The organism is Acidobacteriota bacterium (genome assembly GCA_029861955.1).
Lineage (GTDB): Bacteria > Acidobacteriota > Polarisedimenticolia > Polarisedimenticolales > Polarisedimenticolaceae > JAOTYK01.
Genome location: JAOTYK010000008.1, coordinates 51,327 through 71,070 on the forward strand (window position 1 = coordinate 51,327; position 19,744 = coordinate 71,070).

General features: G+C 64.2%; 18 protein-coding genes and 1 tRNA gene. 8 read left to right on the top strand and 11 right to left on the bottom strand.

Annotated elements, in window-relative coordinates:
* A complete protein-coding gene (locus OES25_05300) occupies positions 1 to 516 on the bottom strand; it encodes a CarD family transcriptional regulator (protein ID MDH3627057.1) in 516 nt (171 codons plus the stop codon).
* Positions 517 to 665: 149 nt separating this feature from the next.
* Between OES25_05300 and OES25_05305 the strand changes: the two genes are divergently transcribed.
* Positions 666 to 751 (top strand) — tRNA-Leu (locus tag OES25_05305).
* Positions 752 to 768: 17 nt separating this feature from the next.
* Here the strand turns inward: OES25_05305 and OES25_05310 are convergent.
* The gene (locus OES25_05310; GenBank protein ID MDH3627058.1) at positions 769 to 1,743 is read right to left on the bottom strand and encodes a pyridoxal-phosphate dependent enzyme; all 975 of its coding nucleotides are present in this window, start codon (positions 1,741 to 1,743) and stop codon (positions 769 to 771) included.
* Between the two features lie 181 nt (positions 1,744 to 1,924).
* On the opposite strand from OES25_05310, the gene pepF reads away from it, so the two are divergent.
* A complete protein-coding gene (gene pepF / locus OES25_05315; protein ID MDH3627059.1) occupies positions 1,925 to 3,727 on the top strand; it encodes an oligoendopeptidase F in 1,803 nt (600 codons plus the stop codon).
* Positions 3,727 to 5,520 carry a hypothetical protein gene (locus OES25_05320; protein ID MDH3627060.1) on the top strand — a complete coding sequence of 598 codons (1,794 nt, stop codon included), beginning with the start codon at positions 3,727 to 3,729 and terminating at the stop codon, positions 5,518 to 5,520. Before pepF ends, OES25_05320 begins: the two co-directional genes overlap by 1 nt.
* Here OES25_05320 and OES25_05325 read toward each other — a convergent pair.
* The 3 genes from OES25_05325 to OES25_05335 are packed head-to-tail and all read right to left on the bottom strand — an operon-like array spanning position 5,517 to position 8,194.
* A complete protein-coding gene (locus OES25_05325; protein ID MDH3627061.1) occupies positions 5,517 to 6,914 on the bottom strand; it encodes an aspartyl protease family protein in 1,398 nt (465 codons plus the stop codon). The two genes, OES25_05320 and OES25_05325, sit on opposite strands and share 4 nt — an antisense overlap.
* Positions 6,911 to 7,474, bottom strand: coding sequence for a hypothetical protein (locus OES25_05330; protein ID MDH3627062.1), 564 nt, complete (start codon positions 7,472 to 7,474; stop codon positions 6,911 to 6,913). Before OES25_05330 ends, OES25_05325 begins: the two co-directional genes overlap by 4 nt.
* Positions 7,475 to 7,477: 3 nt before the next feature.
* The gene (locus tag OES25_05335; GenBank protein MDH3627063.1) at positions 7,478 to 8,194 is read right to left on the bottom strand and encodes a metallophosphoesterase; all 717 of its coding nucleotides are present in this window, start codon (positions 8,192 to 8,194) and stop codon (positions 7,478 to 7,480) included.
* 88 nt (positions 8,195 to 8,282) lie between these two features.
* Between OES25_05335 and OES25_05340 the strand changes: the two genes are divergently transcribed.
* Complete coding sequence (locus tag OES25_05340) at positions 8,283 to 9,977, top strand: hypothetical protein (GenBank protein MDH3627064.1); 1,695 nt, start codon at positions 8,283 to 8,285, stop codon at positions 9,975 to 9,977.
* A gap of 283 nt (positions 9,978 to 10,260) precedes the next feature.
* Here OES25_05340 and OES25_05345 read toward each other — a convergent pair whose 3' ends face one another.
* On the bottom strand, positions 10,261 to 11,259 hold the full coding sequence (locus OES25_05345; GenBank protein ID MDH3627065.1) for a sigma-70 family RNA polymerase sigma factor: 999 nt from the start codon (positions 11,257 to 11,259) through the stop codon (positions 10,261 to 10,263).
* Between the two features lie 32 nt (positions 11,260 to 11,291).
* Positions 11,292 to 12,140, bottom strand: coding sequence for a M23 family metallopeptidase (locus tag OES25_05350; protein MDH3627066.1), 849 nt, complete (start codon positions 12,138 to 12,140; stop codon positions 11,292 to 11,294).
* 184 nt (positions 12,141 to 12,324) lie between these two features.
* Between OES25_05350 and nagZ the strand changes: the two genes are divergently transcribed.
* Entirely contained in the window at positions 12,325 to 13,395 is a 1,071-nt protein-coding gene (nagZ, locus tag OES25_05355; GenBank protein MDH3627067.1) for a beta-N-acetylhexosaminidase, read from the top strand.
* On the opposite strand, the gene OES25_05360 is transcribed toward nagZ, so the two are convergent.
* From OES25_05360 to pyrR, 4 genes are all read right to left on the bottom strand, one after another.
* A complete protein-coding gene (locus tag OES25_05360) occupies positions 13,392 to 14,294 on the bottom strand; it encodes a phosphoribosylaminoimidazolesuccinocarboxamide synthase (protein ID MDH3627068.1) in 903 nt (300 codons plus the stop codon). The two genes, nagZ and OES25_05360, sit on opposite strands and share 4 nt — an antisense overlap.
* Before the next feature lie 70 nt (positions 14,295 to 14,364).
* On the bottom strand, positions 14,365 to 15,654 hold the full coding sequence (locus OES25_05365) for a dihydroorotase (protein ID MDH3627069.1): 1,290 nt from the start codon (positions 15,652 to 15,654) through the stop codon (positions 14,365 to 14,367).
* Entirely contained in the window at positions 15,638 to 16,576 is a 939-nt protein-coding gene (locus tag OES25_05370; protein ID MDH3627070.1) for an aspartate carbamoyltransferase catalytic subunit, read from the bottom strand. Before OES25_05370 ends, OES25_05365 begins: the two co-directional genes overlap by 17 nt.
* A complete protein-coding gene (pyrR, locus tag OES25_05375; protein ID MDH3627071.1) occupies positions 16,573 to 17,145 on the bottom strand; it encodes a bifunctional pyr operon transcriptional regulator/uracil phosphoribosyltransferase PyrR in 573 nt (190 codons plus the stop codon). The genes OES25_05370 and pyrR overlap by 4 nt, the downstream gene beginning before the upstream one ends.
* A 149-nt stretch (positions 17,146 to 17,294) precedes the next feature.
* Between pyrR and OES25_05380 the strand changes: the two genes are divergently transcribed.
* Genes OES25_05380 through pyrF form a run of 3 tightly spaced genes read left to right on the top strand, consistent with a single transcriptional unit; the run spans position 17,295 to position 19,737 of the window.
* A complete protein-coding gene (locus tag OES25_05380; protein MDH3627072.1) occupies positions 17,295 to 18,101 on the top strand; it encodes a dihydroorotate dehydrogenase electron transfer subunit in 807 nt (268 codons plus the stop codon).
* On the top strand, positions 18,095 to 19,018 hold the full coding sequence (locus tag OES25_05385) for a dihydroorotate dehydrogenase (protein MDH3627073.1): 924 nt from the start codon (positions 18,095 to 18,097) through the stop codon (positions 19,016 to 19,018). The genes OES25_05380 and OES25_05385 overlap by 7 nt, the downstream gene beginning before the upstream one ends.
* Complete coding sequence (gene pyrF / locus OES25_05390; GenBank protein ID MDH3627074.1) at positions 19,018 to 19,737, top strand: orotidine-5'-phosphate decarboxylase; 720 nt, start codon at positions 19,018 to 19,020, stop codon at positions 19,735 to 19,737. The genes OES25_05385 and pyrF overlap by 1 nt, the downstream gene beginning before the upstream one ends.
* Positions 19,738 to 19,744 lie beyond the last annotated feature (7 nt).

The window sequence follows — 19,744 nt, forward strand, 5'->3', positions numbered from 1 at the left end:
CTAGTGCTCGATCTTGGGCTGGTTGAGCTTCATCGCCTCGGCGAGGGCGTCGTCGATATTCTGCTCGACCGTCTCGGAGTCCTTGCCGCCGGCTTCCGCCAGCTCCGAGACCAGCAGGAATCGGGCGCGATCCAACATCTTCCGCTCTCTGTAGGACAGCGGCTTGACCTCGTTGAGCATGGTCAGGCTCTTCAGAACCTCTGCCACGGCCTTGATGTCGCCGGTGCGCATCTTGTCGGAGTTGGCTTGAAATCGGCCTTTCCAGTCATCGTAGGTGGTGACTTCGCCGTCTTTGAGGGTCTTGACGACCCGGGTCACTTCCCGTTTGGTGAGGACCTTTCGCAGGCCGACCGCCGCCGTGTTGTTGACCGGCACCATGACGGTACTGTCGGTGGACAGGATCCGGAGACAGTAGAAGGAACCCTTCACATCTCCGATGGCCCGTTTAGCCACCTCTTCGATCACCCCGACACCATGGTTCGGGTAGACAACCTTATCTCCGACTTTGAAGTCCAATGGAACTCTCCCAAGGGTGGATGGGCGCAACGGCGCTACCGGGGGACGCTGAAGTGGGTGCATTAAAGTACCGATAATTAGTCGATTTGTCAACAACTTAGCTCGCTCTTTCGCCTGGCTGGGCACTGCGCTAGAATCCGCCCACCTGTGCCGGAGTGGCGGAATGGCAGACGCAGGGGATTCAAAATCCCCCGCCCGAAAGGGTGTGTGGGTTCGACTCCCACCTCCGGTACCAGTCGATCAGCAGTCGTTTCAGAGGTCGTTATTGAGAACCCGTTTCAGGGTCTCACGATCGATATTTCCCCCGGAAAGCACCAACCCGACCCGCTGCCCCGCCAGACGCTCGGTCAGTTGGCGGACCGCGGCCAGACCGACCCCTGCGGCCCCCTCCGCCAGCTGGTGCGCCGCCGACAGATAGAGTCGAACGCCGCCCGCTGCCTGGGCCTCCGTCACCGTCACGAAGTCGGTCAGCCCCGCAAGAAGAGCCGGAAAGGTCAGAGAATAGGGGGATCGGGTCGCCAGCCCGTCGGCGAAGGTGTCGGCCCGGGCGGTCTCTCGCTTCTCGCCGGCGTGCCAACTGTCATGGATCGCCGCCGCCTGGCGGGCCTGGGCCGCGTAGACGGCCACCGAGGGACGCAACGCCCGGAAGACCGTCATGGCCCCCACCGCCTGGGAGCCGCCTCCCACGGTCACCACCACGGCGTCCAGCTCCGGCTGCTGCTCGTACATCTCCAGGGAGAGGGTCCCGGCGCCGGCGATGATCTCGGGATCGTTGGTGGAATGGGCCAGGACCGCGCCCTCTTGCCGGACCCAGTCCTTAGCGGCGACGAGGCTCTCGTCGTAATCGTGTCCGGCCTCGATCAGACGGGCCCCGAAAGCGACCATCGCCGCGTTCTTCTCGGGATTGTTGCCGTGGGGCACGAACACCGTCACCGGGACGTCGCAGATTCCCCCGGCCCAGGCCAGCCCCTGGCCGTGGTTCCCGCGGGTCGCAGCCACCACACCCCGTGGACGGTCGGCCTCGGGCAACGCGGTCATGAAAGACAGACCGTTGCGGGCCTTGAAGGAGTTGGTCGGGCAGTGGTTCTCGTGTTTCACGAAGAGCTGGATCTCGTGACCGATGGCGGATTCCAGGAGGGGGTAGCGGCGGAACGGGGTGGTTGGGATGTGGGAGGCCATGCGGGAACGGGACTGCTGGATCTGGGTCAGAGTGATGGGCCAGTCCATGTGCGCTCCCCGGGGTGGCTCGTAGGGTTCGGAGGATGCCTCTACTCTACAGGCCGGTCCCCTCTTTATGGGGAACCCTATTCTCCAAGCCCCCCTGGACTTGACGACCCGTAGGGTGTTTCCCTAGCTTGTGACTGGACACGTCGGACCTTCAAACTCACCGACGAGGAGCCCCGCATCGATGGACACCGCCACCCTGCCGATCGAGGAGAGCTGGAAACTTGACGATATTTTCCCCGACTCCGCGGCTATTCGGGCCGAACGACAGGCGCTCCAGGGCTCCCTCGACGGATTGACCGACGGGCAGGGTCGTCTAGGCGAGTCCGCAGCGATCCTGGCCGATGCGCTGGAGGCGTCGACCGAGGCCTGGCGACGGGTTGCGAAACTGCGATGTTTTGCAATGCTGCAATCCGACACGGATATCCGCAACGCGGCGGCGCAGGCGCTGCGAGAAGAAATCGATCTGCTGACCACGGACCTCTCCGGTCGGGTTGCGTGGATCCGACCCGAGATTCTCGCGTTGCCGTCATCGACGCTCGAGACGTATCTGGACGAGGAGCCGCGCCTCGCGATCCATCGGTTCTTCCTGCAAGACCTGATGCGACAGCGCGATCATGTGCTGACTCCCGGTGAGGAACGGATCATGGCGGAGGCCAGCGCCATCACACGAACCCCGGGAAGCCTGTTCAACGTCTTGCACAACGTCGAGATTCCGCCGGCGCAAGTCACCCTCGAGGACGGTCGCCAGGTCGAGCTGACACCGACGGAGTTCTTCAAACATCGCACCACCGGCAACCGCAACGACCGAGAGTTGCTGTTCACCGCGTACTACGAGTCGCAGGCCCGCTTCCAGCAGACCCTCGGTGAGAATCTGGCCGGACAGATTCGCGCACACATCTTTCGGGCCCGTGCGCGACGCTACCCAAGCTGTGTGGCGGCGGCGCTGGACGGCAACGCCGTACCCGAAGGTGTCTATCGCAATCTGATCGCCCAGACCCATGCGCAGCTACCGACGTTCTATCGTTACTTCGAACTGCGGAAGCGATCGCTCGGCGTCGAACGACTCGAGTATCACGATCTGCACTGTCCGCTCACGGGCGACGAGCCCACGCGGTACGAGCCGCAGGATGCGATGCGTACCATCCGCGAGAGTCTCGCCCCGCTTGGAAGCATGTACCTCGCCGCCGTCGACGAGGCTTTCGACAATCGCTGGATCGACTGGCATCCCCAGAACGGCAAGCGGTCGGGGGCCTACGCGACCGGTTGGGCGTACGACGTCCACCCCTACGCACTGCTGAATTTCCTGGGGGACTACGACAGCGTCTCCACCGCGACCCACGAACTGGGCCACGCACTCCACTCGTACTTCAGCAATCAACGGCAGCCCTTCGCGACCGCGGACTATTCGATCTTCGTCGCGGAGGTTGCGTCGACCCTGAACGAGGCGCTCCTGCTGAATCACAAACTGGAGTGTGCGGACGACGAGACCGAGCAGCAGTTCCTTCTCTCCCGCTATCTGGACAGTTTCCGTGTGACGTTCCACCGACAGACGCTGTTCGCGGAGTTCGAACTGGAGATCCACGACCGTAGCGAACGCGGCGAGGCGTTGACCGGCGAGCGGCTCAACGAGATCTACCTGCAGTTGCTGCGCAAGTATCACGGCCACGACGAGAGCATCGTTCACATCGACGAACGCTACGGCGGCGAGTGGATGCTGGTTCCGCATTTCTACTACAACTTCTACGTCTACCAGTACGCGACCGGTATCGTCGCATCGACGGCGTTGGCCGAGGCGATCGTCAACAAGACACCCGGCAGCGTCGAGCGTTACGTCGAGTTCCTCCATCGCGGAGGTTCGGACTATTCACTCCAACTGCTCCGCACCGCGGGAGTCGACCTGGAGCAGGCCCAACCGTACGAGGACGCCTGCAGCGCTTTCGAACGTCGTTTGGATCAGCTCGAGGCGCTGCTGCCCGACGCCTGATGACGTGGCGGGACCTCTCGACGAGGCGCGTCTTCCTGATCTGTCTCCTGGTCCTCCTCCCGTTATCGTTCTCCAATAGCGACAATCCGTTCAGGACCACTCCCGTCGCGGACGCCATGCGTTACGACAGCTGGGCAACCGAGATGGCCGGAGACGGCCTCGGCACTCAGGGTGTCTTCCATCAGGCACCGCTCTATCCCGTGCTGCTCTCGATGCTCTATCGCGTCGCGGAGGAGGCGTCCCGCCCGGGACTCGTCGTAGGACTTCAGCTGCTTCTCCTGGCTGCGGCCATCACCTGCCTCCGTCCGCTGGGACGCCAGCTCTTCGACGACGACCGCGTCGGCCTCGTGGCCGTCGGCCTGGCGCTGCTGTACGGACCGTTCGCGTTCCACGGGCTGAAGTTGCTTCCGGTAACCCTGGCGTTGGGAACGCAGGTCGCGCTCCTGTCACTCCTGTTGCGGGCCGGCCTGCAGCCGACGTGGATGCGTCTCGGGCTTGCGGGCCTCGCCGCCGGTGTGGCGGCGATCACCCGCGTCGAGGCGCTCCTCCTGTTGATCCTCGTCCTGGCTACGCTCGTGCTCCTTCGACCCCGCCGCCTGTCGTTGGGCCAGGCGGGAATCGTGTTGATCACGACGTTGCTGGTGATCGCCCCGATCACCTACCACAACGTCTCGAATGGGGATCGCGTCCTGATCGCCTCGTCCAGCGGAGAGAATCTCTTCATCGGCAATCAGCGTGGCGCCGACGGTGGCCATACGCCACTCGACACGCAGGCCGGTGACATCGAGTCCCAGCGGATCCTGGCCCGGCGGATTGCGGAGCAGAGCCGCGGGCGAGCCTTGCTCTCGTCTGAGGTCTCCCGCTACTGGGCGACAAGAGCGGTCGACGAGATTCGGGAGGCGCCTGCCGCCTGGCTGGGAATCGAGGCCAGGAAGCTACGACGGGCTCTCGTGGATGCGGATCCGACCGATCTCTACTCGCTCCGCGTCGAGCGACGACGGTACCTGGGCTGGCTGTATCTGTTCGTCGTGCCGACGTCGGTCCTGGTCGTCGGTGCAATTTACGGTGGCGTCTGCCTGCTTCGACGCCGCGGCTTCGGACAGGCCATGCCGATCGTCGCCATGATTCTCGGCCATCTATGCGTGTTGCTGACCTTCTTCGTCAGCACCCGACTGCGTTTGCCGATGCTGTTCTTTCTCTGCCCGCTGGCGGCGTATGCGGTCGTCGGCGCCATCGACGACCGTCGCGAACCGGGAAGTCGACGACGGGGCACCATCGTCCTGCTTGTCGGCGCCTTGCTGGTTCTCGCCTCGCCTTTCGCCGGGCAGGTCACAGAGCGAGAGACGCTGCGGCTCGCATCGGTGTTGTCCCGTCAGGATCGTCTGGACGAGTCCCTCGATGTGTTGTCGCCTCTCGTGGCGTCCGCCGAGGCGGGCGAAGCGGTCTTCGACCAGGCCTGCTGGGTGGCGTTCAAGCAGGAGGACTGGCGTACCGCCGGGGAACACTGTCGCGAAGCGCTGAAGCGAGGCATCGACGGCAACCGAGCCTGCGCGGTCCGTACACGGCTGGGGTGGATCGACGAGCGTCTCGGCGCGCTGGAGCAGGCGGGGCGCTGGCACGACGAGGCGGTCGCGGAGGGCTGCCCGACCCAGGCCCTGATGGAACGGGCCCTCTATCGCGCCAGACGGGGGGATCGTCGGGGTGCCGTCGCCGATCTCCGCACGGTCCTCACCCGCGAACCGGGTTCACGCGTCGCGCGTCAATGGCTGGAACGACTGGGCGGTGGAAACTAGGGTCGTCGGACCCGGACCCGTTGGGTACGCAAGTCGACCTCGATGAGTGTCTCCCCCAGGAGATCGAGACCCAGATAGCCGGCAAGCTCCACACCGCCAAGACGACTGGCGATCGCCAGATCGAGCGCAACCAGGCGTCGATCGTTGGTCGACAGCTCCATGAATCCCACCCGGCCGCCGTCGACCACACGAAGCCCCCGCATCCGCCCACCAAAGCCGCGGACGGCTCCACCCTCGAGAATCGTCACGTCGGTCAATCGATCGGCGAACGTGCGGCTGACCAACGTCTCATACGCACCCGTATCGAAGACGAACAGGCCTCGGACGCCATCGGCAGCGACGCCCCGAACCAACATCTGTCCGGAGAAGTTCCAGTAGCGCTCCCCGTCCAGAGCCTCGTCGGTCTGCGTGAAGCGCAGCTCCCTGTTCTCGCCGTCCAGGGTCAGGAGATAGTCGGCAAACGGCTGAAGTCCGACCAGCCCGTCGTAGCGGCCACCGGCATCCAGAGCCCCGGGAGTGACCGTCGCCATCGCGTTCTCGTACACCAGGTCGCCGAGGGCCAGGCGTGGAACAAGCCCACGACGTGAACGATGTCGGCCCTCACCCCCGCCACCGAACGTCGTGGTCTCGGCCATAGGCTCGAAGTTGAGGCGACGCGCCGCGCTGGACGTCAGGAACAGTCCCGTGCTGCCGCTATCGAGCAGCAACCGGATCGGCCGACGGCCGCGGGCGGCGGGAACACGAAGCAGGTAGCCCTGCAACCGCTTGTTCGACGACCAGAGCGGACGGAGTGCCAGGACACCGCTCTCCGGCGCCTGTGAGCGTCGCCAGACCGCCGTATCGCCAAGGGCCTCGTAGACGGCGATCGTTCCCCGTGCCGCCGTCAGGCGGTCGGGATCGGCCCCACCGTCCGGACCTCGTGCGACGTACCGTCGCAACCGCTTAAGGGCGTCCGCACGGCTCGCGGCCGCCTCGGCGGACCAGAACAACAGCGGGAGATCGTCGGGGTAGTCCGCCAGACCATCCTCTGCCAGCCGCTGAGCGGTGGCGTGATCCCCTCTCGCGATCGCCAACATGCCGGCCACCCGATAGGCCGCGGCCGGCAGGCCGTCCTCGTTCTCGAGGAGTGCCGCGATGGCATCCTCGGCGGTAAGCAGCTCACCCACCCGCAGGGCGAGTTCCGCGTGGATCGTCCGGGCCACCCGATCCTCGGGATGATCGAGCAGCCAGCTCTCCGCCTGCGTCAGCGCTCGCCGTTGCTCCGCCGGAGGTCCATCCGCGACCGCACTCCGTGCGGCAGTCATCCACTCCACGGACTCACCGGGCGCGACGGCTCCACCGATTGCCAACGGGAGCAGCCCGATTACGAGCCAGCTGAGGCGCGGCGCGATCATGCCCGCCCCAGGAGCAGCGCTACGGCCAGAATCACCGGCGTCATCACGTACGCACCCAGCAGCTGTCGGCGACCCGTGGCCATCCGTCCCAGCAGCCCGTGGGCATCGATCCATGCGGCGAGATCGTCACGACCGCTCCGTCTCTCTAGCTCTTGGAGTAACCCCACACCGTCCGAGATGAACGTCGGCACCCGATGGTTTCTGCCGGCCTCATCCTCCAACGCGATCGCCGGGATCCAGCGTCGCTCCCGGGAGAACGGCCCCTCGAATCGGAGTCGCTCGATGGACTCCCAGCTCAACTCGCGACGATGCCGCTCGAACTCCCAGACGATGCCGTCGTCCATGACCGTCACCGACTGACGAAGCTCTGCACCCTGTCGAACGATCCACCAGCCGAGGAACAGACCGAGCGCCGTCACCATGTGTTGCAGCGTCAGCCCACCCGCGAAAGCGATCCCACGATGGGTAAATCGTAACGAGATCAGCCACGCCGCGACGATCGCGGTCGCACCCAGCACCCGGGGGAGCCAGCGGGCGGCCGATGAAAACTCGAATCTCACGGGTCAGGTCGCTTCGTCGTAGTGCACAAGAGGCACCGGCGCGAAGCCGATCGCATCGACCGCCACGAAGTGGAACTCCATCGACCGGTGGACGCCACGTACCGCATACCGGTGATCGTCCCCGTGGAGATGCCCGTAGACGCAGATCGACACGCCTGCCTGTTCGAGCAGCGTGAACAGTTCGGTCGGTTCTCGGCCGAGCAGCCACGGTGGGTAGTGCAGCATGGCGATGAGGGGGCGCGTGGCGTCGAATCGTTTCCGCGCATCCGCGATCGACGCCTGGAGTCGCTCGATCTCACGATGCCAGACCCGTGCGTCGGCGGTGGTGGCGATCGGATCGTCCGGCGCCAGCCAGCCACGGGCCCCCACGACGCCCCACGGCCCAACCTCGATCGCATCGTTGTGGAGCGCCTCGCAGGAGGCCGGCAACGTCTCGCGGAGTTTTCCGATCCCTCCCCACCAGCTGTCGTGGTTCCCCTTCAGGAGGATCTTGTGACCCGGCCGCTGACCGATCCAGTCGAGATCGGCAGAAGCCCGGCTCAGGTTCCGGGCCCACGACAGGTCCCCCGCCAGCAGCACGGTGTCCTCGGCGGTGACGGCGTCGTCCCAGTACTCGGCCATGCGGCGGGCGTGGTCGATCCAGAGGTCGCCGAAGCGGTCCATCGGCTTGGAGCCATCGAGGGAGAGATGGAGATCAGCCATGGCTAGAATGCGGGGCACCGGCGGACTCCTCGAAATGATCGTAGGATTCTATGACCGGTTCGCGGTTGGGGTCAAAGTTTCAGGTTTGGACGGGAGAGGATCGAGCATGAATCGACGGATATCAAGCGTGAGTGGGTCGCTCCTCCTCGTGATGATCGCGTTCGTCGGCATGACGGCTGCCCAGGAGAAGCCGGTCTATGTCGGATGCGCGCGGATCTTCAATGGACCGACCGCGACGGTCGTCTATCCGGCGTCCGATCCGGGGACGATGGACACGAACCGCTTCTCCGCAGAACGCAAAACCGCATACCTACGGGAAATCCACGGTGTCGATGCGCGGGTCGTTGCCGACACCGATTTTGACCCCACTGCGACACCCGACAACCTCCTCATACTCGGCTGGGACAATCTGCTCCTTCCGCGGATCGCCGAGTCTCAGTTCCTAAGCCATAACGGCGTCTCCGGAACCTTCATGAACGGCATCACGATCGCACCCGGCGAGGACCTTCTGTTTGCCAGACGTTCCACGCTCTCCGATGACCATCGGGTCATCTTTTGGTCTCGGATCGATCCCGAACTGGATCGCTTCTACGTCGTTCCGTTTGTCGCGTCGGACTTCGCGGTATTCGAAGGCTATCGGATCCAGCACCAGGGCAACTACGCCAACTGGGATGCGGTTCCGCCGACACGAGACGAAGCCGCCGAGATGGAGTTCCGAACCTACCGCGGGAGTGCCGTTCGGATGGCTGAAGGGGAACAGCACGAGATCTTCGTGAACGGCGGAACGGACACCAAGACCGCTGAGGCCATCCTCGCGGCCCGCACTCAGGCCCTCGCGGACATTCAGGACCGACTGGGCTCCCGGCCGCTGGACGCCAGGATCAAGGTCTACGTCTACCCCGATCTCCCCGTCAAGCTAGAGCGGACGAACGTCCCCAATACGACTCACTCGATCCCTCGCCTGAACGAGATACATCTGCTTCAGCGTCACGCCCTCTCCGAAACGGCCCACGAGGACCTACACGTCGTGGCCCATCAGCGTTATGGCCCCTGCCTCTCGACCGCGCTATACGAGGGCTTCGCGCTGGCCTACGAGCAGGACGGTCACCAGACAACGCTGGACACCGTCGCCGCGCACCTGTTCGACGAAGAACAGTTACCGTCGATCCACGAACTTCTCGACGAGGAATCATTTCGCGTGCTCGCCCGCGAAGGAACCGGTTTTGCCGTCGCGGCCCTTCTCGTTCAGTGGCTCCGAGCGCAGTTCGACGAACCGAAGTTTGCCCAGGCGTATACGGTCGAACGCCCGGGTGTGGAGACACTCGCCGCGGCTCTGGGTACCGACGCCACGGCCCTCGAGGCAGGGTTTCGCGCGCACCTCAACGGTCTGGCCGAAGGGGCGATGTCCGCATTGGCTTTCCAGCGAGCGGTTGCCGAATCCCAACACCACCGCGATACAGGGAACGACGAGGCGGCCCGTGCCGCGATGGGTCGCGCACTCGAGGCGCAGCCCGACGACGCGGGAACGCTCTACGGCCTGGGACTGATGGATCTGGAGGCCGGTCGAACCGACGAGGGCGTCGTCTTCTTCCGGCGCCTGCTGGAGCTGGGGCTGCCGACCGACTCCCGTTATCGGATCTTCGCCCACTTCCAGCTTGCCAACGCCTACCGGACGCAGAAGCAGACCGGGAAAGCGACGCGGGAACTCAAGCGGATGCTGGCGCTCCCGGATCTCTACGATTCGCACGGACGTGCGGAATCGATGCTCGAGTCGCTCAGGAAAGAGAAGAAGAGCCGCTAGGCCAGGCGTGAAGCGACGGCTAGCGGATACGGGACATGAGTCGGAAGAGGACCGACAACACGCCACGAGCCGTAAGTAGAGCGGTGGCGAGACTCAGTACAACCGTAGCGATCAGAAGCAGAACCTGCATCAACATTCCTCAGTTCGCTGGCACCCTGCCCCGCTGTCGCTACCTTCGAACGACTGGCGAAGCATAACAGTATCCAGCATAGCCAACAAGTCTGACCCGTCTGCCCCAATATGGTGCCCGGCGGTCGGCCAGGCAAGTTGCCCCGAAACCACCCTACGAACCGGTGCCGATCTCGATCTCACCGAGGTCTCCCAGCTCACGGGTGAGGTGCTCGCGGAGCTTCTTGATCAGACGGACCTCCGCCTGGCGGACGGCCTCACGGCTGGTGCCGAACCGATCGCCGATCTCCTGCAGCGTCAGCGGGCTGTCGTTGACCAGCCGGCGATCCAGTAGAACCCGGTCCCGTTCACCCAGATCCTCGCGAAACACCGCCAGGGCGCGCTCGGTCCGCTCCTGGAGGTCGGCTCGCGCCAGGACCTCGTCGGCATCCGGCTGGCCGCTGTCCGAAAGCCAGTCTCCGTGGGTGCGGTCCTCGTCGTTCCCCCGCGGGGCATCGAGGGAGACGTCGTGGGCGTGGAGCGCCGCCTGGACCTCCGTGACGTCCTTTTCCGAGACGCCGAAGTGATCCGCCAGCTGTCGGGGACCCACCTCGAAGCCCTCGGCTTCCAGCCGCTCCTTCTCCTGTCGCAGATGACGCAGGAGTTTTCGACGGGCGTTGGTCGTGCCGACGCGCACGAGCCGTACGTTATCCAGCAGGAACTTGACCATGTACGCACGGACCCAGTACGCCGCGTAGGTCGGCAAGCGAACATCGAGTTCGGGATCGAACCGATCGATCGCCTGTAGCAAGCCGATGTTCCCTTCCTGAATGAGATCCAGGAGGTTCTTCGCCGCCCGTCGGAATGACATGGCGACACGCACGACCATCAGGAGGTTGGCGGTCACCAGTCGAAAGAGTGCATCCCGATCGCCCGTCTCCCGATATACGCGGGCAAGACGCTGTTCCTCTTCCCGTGTCAGCGGCGGGTACTTGCGGGCCTCTGCCATGTAACGACGGAAGGGGTCGGACGGAACGAGCCCGGTCCCACCGGCCGGTACGGGAGACTTCGTGCCGACGTCGATGTACGCATCGGTACCTGACTCGTCTGCGGGGTCGTCTGTGGGTTCCGTCAGGACCTCGGGCTCGAGGTCGTCCCGTGGCTCATCCACCATGGTAAGAATCGTAGCACGCAGGCTTGCGTGAGCTAGCTACGGCCGAGATCCAGGTATTTCCAGGGGTTGATACGGCGACCGTCGCGGAAAACCTCGTAGTGCAGATGCGGTCCCGTCGAACGCCCGGTCGAGCCGACACGCCCGAGAGTCTCTCCTCGACGTACCTGCTGCCCCGGTCGAACCAGAATCTCGCTCATGTGCGCATAGCGCGTGACGAATCCGAGGCCGTGGGAGATATCGACCGTCTTGCCGTAGTCGGAGACCCGAACGGCGCGGCTAACGACACCGTCCGCGGTAGCGATGATCGGCGTGCCCGTGGAATTGACGATGTCGATCCCACGATGGAATTGCCGGTTGCCACCGAACGGATCCTTGCGCCAACCATAACCGTGAGAGAACCAACCCTCCGCAGGCATGCCCAGGGGGGTCGACGCGAGACGCGAGATTCGCCCCTGGAACGCTTCGTCGAGTAGGGAGATGGACTGCCCCAGAGTATCCGAGCGCTGTCGAAGGATGTCGAGTTCACCATGAACCGAAGCCAGCGGCGATCGGGAAGAACTCCGTCCCCCGGGACCTCCCGCTGCCGGCGTCGTTTCCGATTCGACGCCGAGCGCCTTTGAGAGGATCTGCGTTCGGGTCTCGGCGATGTCGATTTGTTCGGCGACGCCGTCGAGCGACTCCTGGAACGACTGGCTCTGGGCCAGTAGCTGCTCATTCTCATGTTCGAGTCGGACGATCTCGGCGGACTGCGCCTGAGATCGAAACGCAAAGTGCGGCATCGCCAGTGCTGCAAAGCCGATGGCGGCGACGAGAGCGAGCGACGCGACGACGAAGCCCTTGGAGACGTGGAGCTTGCGAAAGCGACTGCGCGCGTTCGGCAAGACAAGAATGGTGTAGGTCGTTTTCTGGGGCCGCGTACGGCCCACCCATCTACCCACAAGATTGCTAAGGGACAACGTCCTGCCTCCAGCCACCCCATGGGATACAAGGTGGGCCCACGAGGGAAAACTTAACATCCGATTCCGGGAGGGTCAAACCCCGTGTTCCACGGGGTAAGATGGGCCGATGGACACCCCACGCAAGACGGAAGTCGAAGCCCTGGCCGGCGCGACGCTGATGGTCGGCCTCCCCGGGACGGAACTTTCCCGGGAAGACGTCGAATTCCTCGACGATCTGCGTCCCGGAGGCGTGATCCTCTTCGACCGAAACCTCGAGACCCCGGAACAGACACGGCGTCTACTTCGCGATCTCAGACGATGCGTTCCGGATCGCTCCTGGTTCAGCATCGACCAGGAGGGCGGCCGGGTCAGTCGGATGGCTCGTTGGATCGGTCCCACCGCATCGGCCCTCGAGTTGGTCGGCCGGGGTCCCGAGGTGATCCACGAGTTCGCGGCGACCACCGCCAGGACCCTGGCGAGCCTCGGCTTCAACATGGACTTCGCCCCGGTCGTCGACCTCTCCCCGTCAGACGCGCCCAACGGCATCGGAGACCGGGCGTACGGGGTGACCCCGTCTGCGGTCATCCCCTCCGCGGCCGCGTTTCTCGCCGGCCTTCAGGACCATCGGGTTGCCGGCTGCCTGAAACACTTCCCCGGACTCGGCGATACCCATGTGGACTCGCACAAATCCTTGCCTTGCGTGACACGAACCCGTGCCGAACTGCAAGAGGACATGGAACCCTACGGACGACTGGCCGGCGAGAGTGTTGCCGTCATGGTCGGTCACGGCCATTACACGGCGTTCGACGCCGAGCCGACACCGGCGACGCTGTCCAGCCACATCGTCCGCAAGATGCTGCGCGGCTCCTGCGGGTTCGAGGGCCTGGTCGTCAGTGACGACATGGAGATGGGCGCCGTCGCTGCCTGGGACACCGAGGGCGGCGCTGCGGTGCAGGCAATCGACGCCGGCTGCGATCTGATTCTCTACTGCTGGGCTGCGGAGAACGCGATTCGTGCCAGGGATCGTCTGCGTGACGCGGCGATCGGCGACCTGAACTTTTTCACGTCACTTCAGACCGCCGCGCGGAACGTTCGCTCATCGGCGTCTCGCTGGCCCGTCGCAGCGGACGGCCGCGAGGGGCCGCTGGTCGCAAGCGAACTGGCCAAGCCCTTCGAGACCTATCGCCCGCGAGCCTAACGCAGCTTTTGACCCGTGAGGATCTCGAAGATCTCCAGGTAACGCTGTCGCGAACCCAGAACGATCTCGTTCGGAAGCTCGGGCACCGGCGGCTGTTTGTCCCAGCCGATGGACTCCAGATAGTCTCGAACGAACTGCTTGTCGAACGACTCCTGACCGCGGCCGGGTTCGTACTTATCCGCCGGCCAGAATCGTGACGAGTCCGGGGTCAACACCTCGTCGCCAAGCACAAGGCGATCTCCGTCGAGACCAAACTCGAACTTCGTGTCGGCGATGATGATGTTGCGCTCGCTGGCCAGGGACGCGCCGGCCGAGTAAAGCTGCAGCGTCATGCTGCGAGCCTCCTCCGCTCGCTCGGGTCCGATCAGCTCCACAGCTTGATCGAAGGAGATGTTCTCGTCATGCCCGTCGACGGCCTTGGTCGCCGGCGTGAAGATCGACTCCGGCAGACGATCCGATTCCCGCAGTCCCTCCGGGAGCGAGATCCCACAGACCGTACCGTTTGCCTGGTACTCCTTCCAACCCGAACCCGACAGATACCCACGGGCGACACACTCGATCGGCAGCATGTCCAACTTCTTGGCGAGTGTGGTTCGTCCGACCAGCTGGTCCGCGAAGCGGTGGAGCGACTCCGGGAAGTCCTCGACCTCGGTCGCCACGGTGTGGTTCGGCACGAGTTCCGCGAATTCCTTGAACCAGAATTCGGAGATTTGATTGAGAACCTTGCCCTTGTCCGGAATCGGATTGGGCAAAACGAAATCGAATGCGGATAGGCGATCCGTCGCGACGATCAACAGACGATCGCCAAGGTCGTAGATGTCTCGGACCTTGCCGCGGGCGCGTAACGGGATGCCTTCTAGGTGGGTCTCTTTGACCGCACCAGGAATACTGCTCTGCATGCCTCAATCCTCGGGTTGAATCTGGACGGTTGACGAGAGAGCGCAGGCTAGCCCGCCGGACACCAGGGTGTCAATCGCCCGCGGATCGACCGTCGTGGACGACACGCCCACTGACGATGGTCAGGACCGCCGCGCCCGTCAGATCCCAGCCCTTGAAAGGCGTATTCCGACCCTTCGAGACGAACTCCTGAGGCGCCACGTGGAACGGGCGGTGGATATCCAGCACCGTAATATCCGCGACTCCACCGGGTGTCAGCGTGCCCCGATCCAGACGCAGAATCTCCGCAGGGCCACGGGTGAAGAGTTCGACCATCCGTCTGAGCGGCAGGACGTCCGCGTGTACGAGATGGTGCAGGCTGAGCGGGATCGCCGTCTCGAGCCCCACGACACCGAACGGCGCGACCGAGAATTCGACGCACTTCTCGTCACAGTGATGGGGGGCATGATCGGTGGCGATGGCGTCCACGGTGCCGTCGGCCAATCCCTGGAGGAGGGCCTTACGATCCTTCGCGGAACGCAACGGCGGGTTCATCTTGGCGTCCGTATCGAAACCGGAAACGGCCTCCTCGGTCAGCACGAAGTGATGGGGTGTCACCTCACAGGTCACACGCACTTTCTTCTTCTTTCCCTCGCGTACGAAATCCACCGCCTGGCCCGTGGACGTGTGCGCGATATGGACGTGGCCACCGGTGTACTCCGCGAGGATGATGTCCCGCACGACCATGATGTCCTCGGCGACCGCGGGCCACCCGCCAAGACCGAGGCGGGTCGACAATTCGCCCTCGTTCATCACACCGCCGTCAACAAGCACCGGATCCTCGCAATGATCGATGATCGGCACACCGAACACCTGGGAGTACTCGAGCGCCTTGCGCATCATCATGCTCGAGTGGACCGGCTTGCCGTCATCCGAGAACGCGACGGCACCGGCGTCCAGCATGTCCCCCATCTCCGCCAGCTGCTCGCCTTCCATTCCCTTGGTCACACAACCGATGGGGAAGACGTTGACCGCACCGTGTTGCGCGGCCTGCTTGACGATCAGCTGGGTCACCGAGCGCGTGTCGTTCACCGGAACCGTGTTGGCCATACAGGCGACGCTGGTGAAACCACCACGGGCCGCGGCGGCGGTCCCGCTGGCGACCGTCTCCTTCCACTCTTGCCCCGGTTCGCGAAGGTGAACGTGCATGTCAATGAAACCCGGGCAGACCACCAGCCCCTTCATGTCCAGGGTCTCGTCTGCGCTCGCCTTGATCGTCTTCTCGATCCTGGCGATCTTGCCGTCGTCCACCAGAACGTCCATCGGTTCATCGATGTCCGCCGCCGGATCAAGAAGGTGCCCGTTCTTAAGAAGGATCTTCATCGTCTATCCTGGCGGCCAGTAGGTAGAGAACGGCCATTCGGACCGCCACCCCATTCGTGACCTGTTCGAGAATGACGGATCGAGGACCGTCGGCCACGCCACCGGTGATCTCGACACCCCGGTTCATCGGTCCGGGATGCATGACAATCGCATCGGGACGGGCCAGCGCCATCCGGCGCGCGTCGATTCCGTAGAGCAATGCGTATTCGCGGATGCTCGGGAAGAACCCACGTTGCATCCGTTCCATCTGAATGCGAAGACCCATCACGACGTCGGCACCCTCGATCGCCTCGTCGGTCCGGGTCACCTGCCGACAGCCAAGTCGCTCCACCTCGCGGGGCATCAGCGTCGGAGGACCACAGACGACGACATCGGCACCCATCGTCGAGAGGAGGAGGATGTTCGAACGGGCGACACGACTGTTCAGCACGTCACCGATGATGGCGACCCGCAGCCCGCCCAGCTCCTTCTTGTGTCGCCGGATGGTATACGCGTCGAGCAGTGCCTGGGTCGGGTGCTCGTGTGCTCCATCGCCGGCGTTGACGATCCCACACGTGCAGTGCTGCGCCAGGAAGTGGGGCGCTCCGGCTCGTGAGTGACGGATGACGATGAAGGACGGCGCCATCGATTCCAGCGTCTTCGCCGTATCCAGCAGGGTCTCCCCTTTTGTGAAACTGGAGGTCGACGGCGAGAAATTGATCGTGTCGGCGGAGAGCCGTTTCTCCGCCAGCTCGAACGAGCTGCGGGTTCGTGTCGACGGCTCGACGAAGAAATTGACGATCGTTCGACCGCGGAGGGTGGGCACCTTCTTGATGACGCGTGCACCGACCTCCGCGAGACTCTCGGCGGTGTCCAGGATCAACGTGATCTCGTCGGCTGTCATGCCGTCGATACCAAGGAGATGACGACTGGCCAGCTTCACGCCTGCTCCTCCCCGCCGGCGGGCATCTCTACAAGGAAGACCCCCTCCTCGTCATCGGACTCGGATAGCCGCACGTCCACGTTCTGATCACGGGTCGTCGGGACGTTCTTTCCGACAAAGTCGGCCCGCACCGGCAGCTCGCGATGGCCGCGATCGACCAGGACGGCGAGCTGGATCACATCCGGCCGACCGAGATCCATGAGACCGTCGAGAGCTGCGCGGATCGTGCGCCCGGTGTAGAGGACGTCGTCGACCAGCACCACACAGGACCGATCCAGCTCGAATGGGATCTCGGTTTTCTTCAGAACCGGGTGATCCGCGATTCGCGAAAGATCGTCCCGGTAAAGATTGATATCGAGCATCCCCGTCTCGGGTCGCTCGCCGCTGATCGACTCCATGTGGGTGGCGAGTCGGTTGGCCAGCGGCACCCCGCGGGTGCGGATGCCGACGAGGGATACGTTCGCGAAGTCGCCGTCGCGATTGCGTTCGAGAATTTCGTGGGCCAGACGAACGAGGGCACGATCGATCTGTTCCGCGTCCATGAGACGGACCGGTTGGCTTCCCGCCATCGACGATCTCCTTGCGGCCTCTCTGGGCCTACTTAAAGGAAGCTCGTTGGAATCGGCGTTATGCTATCGCCCGACCGTTCCGCGGTCAAGGCGGTCCGCGGAATTGACGGGTTTCGGACCAAGGACTATCCTGCTCCGCCGAGTAACCGATGCCACTCGACTTTCTCACCAAGGTTTGCCGGAACGAAGATCTAGGGCAGGGAAATTTCCTGCTCAGCTTCGACGCGCCGTCATTCGCCGACTCGATGGCGCCGGCCGAGTTCTTCATGATCGGAATTCCCGGTGCCGAGACGCTGCTGCGACGCCCGTTCAGTGTGTGTGGCTTGCCGGGGACTTTCGACGACAGCCATCCCGACCGCTACACGATCCTCGTGAAGGCGATGGGAAAGGGAACCCGGCTGCTCTCCGAGTTGGGGCCGGGAGCCGAGCTGACCGTGCTGGGACCGCTCGGACAGGGCTACTCGCTTCCCACCGACGACCGTCCGTCGCTGATCGTCGCCGGAGGCATCGGTTCCGCACCGTTTCCCGCGCTGATCGATCTTCTGGAGCGCAACGGACACTCCCGCCCACACATGATCTACGGCGCACGCTCCAGCGGCGACCTGCCGTTGGCCGATTGGTTCGCGGATCGATGTCGGTCGTTGTCGATAACGACAGACGACGGCAGCCAGGGTGAAGAGGGGCGGGTCACCGCTCCCCTCCTGCGAATGTTGAAAGAACATCCGGGGGGTCTGCGAATCTACGCCTGTGGTCCCGACCCGATGCTGAAGGCCGTCGCGGCCATCGCTATCGAGGCGGGGGTCGAGTGCCAACTTGCCCTCGAAGCCCACATGGCCTGCGGGTTCGGTGTCTGTCTGGGGTGCGTCGTTCCCGTCATCGGCGAGGACGGCCAACCGCGATACGAGCGCGTCTGCGTCGAGGGGCCGGTCATGACGGCGGATCGGATGGCCTGGTGAAACCCGACATGACCATCGAGCTGGGTCCACTCCGGCTAAAGAACCCGATCCTCACAGCATCCGGCACGTTCGGGTATGGGCTGGAGTTCCTACCCTACTTCGATCTCTCGCGACTGGGCGGGCTGTGTACCAAGGGACTCTCTCCGCGACCCCGACTCGGAAATCCTCCCGCGCGAATCGTCGAGACCCCTTCGGGGATGCTCAATACGATCGGCCTTCAAAATATCGGTGTCGATACGTTTCTCTCCGATCGACTTCCCAAGCTCCGCGAGTATGACCTGGAGATCATCGCCAACGTCTTCGGCGAAACCGAAGCGGAGTACATCGAGGTCTGTCGCAAGCTGAGTAAGGCTGAGGGCGTCGCGGCCATCGAGTTGAACGTCTCCTGCCCCAACGTCGAAGAGGGCGGGATGATCTTCGGCAACGATCCGGCGGCTCTGCAACAGGTGACCCGTGCCTGTCGCGAGGCGTGCGATCTGCCGTTGATCGTCAAATTGTCCCCCAACGTCACCGACATCCGCGTCACGGCCGAGGCCGCCGTGGCCGGTGGCGCCGACATCCTCTCTCTGATCAATACCTATGTCGGCATGGCCATCGATATCGAACGACGAAAACCCGTTCTGACCAAGATCTCCGGCGGGCTCTCGGGACCGGCGATTCGCCCCCTTGCCGTCTGGCTGACCTGGCAGGTCGCCCAGACGGTCGACGTTCCGATCATCGGTATGGGCGGGATCACCGACGAGAGAGACGCGATGGAGTTCTTCCTGGCCGGGGCCAGCGCGGTCCAGGTCGGCACCTCGAACTTCGTCCATCCCGACGCCGCGGTCCGGGTCGTCGACGGGCTCGAGCGCTTCCTCGCGGATCGCAACATCCCGTCGGTCCAATCGATCGTCGGTCGTCTGGAGGTACCCCGTTGATGGGCAAGCCTCACGAGCGGATCTTCGTCGCACTCGACACGCCCGATGCGGATGCCGCCCGCTCCCTGGCCCGCGACCTTCAGGGTCTCGTCGGTGGATTCAAGATCGGTCTGGAGCTGTTCATCTCCACCGGCCCGAAGCTGGTCGAGGAGATCCGGCGCTACGATCAGCAGGTCTTCCTGGACCTGAAGCTTCACGACATTCCCAACACCGTCGCGGGGGCCGCGCGATCGATCGGACGTCTCGGCGTCCAGATGTTCACGGTCCACGCCAATGGCGGCGTCGAGATGATGCGTCGCGCAAACGCGGCCGCACGGGAAGGCGCCGACGAAGCCGGCCACCCGGCACCGATGACTCTCGCCGTGACCGTCCTGACAAGTCACGACGATGACGACCTGCAAGAGCTCGGCTGGGACGGGCCGTGCGAGACCGCCGTCGGACGCCTCGCCGGACTTGCCGATCGGGCGCAGGTCGGTGGGGTCGTCTGCTCGCCGCTCGAGGTTCGTGCGTTGCGCGAGCGGTTCCCCGACCAGAAGCGGGTCGTACCCGGGATACGCCTGCCCGGTGGCTCCACCGACGATCAGGCGCGTGTGGCCACTCCCGGCACGGCGATAGCCGACGGCGCGGACTACCTGGTGATCGGCCGTCCGATCCGAAACGCCGACGATCCCGCAGCCGCAGCCCAGGCCATCGCGGACGAGATCGCCCGGACAAGTTAGACTTCGC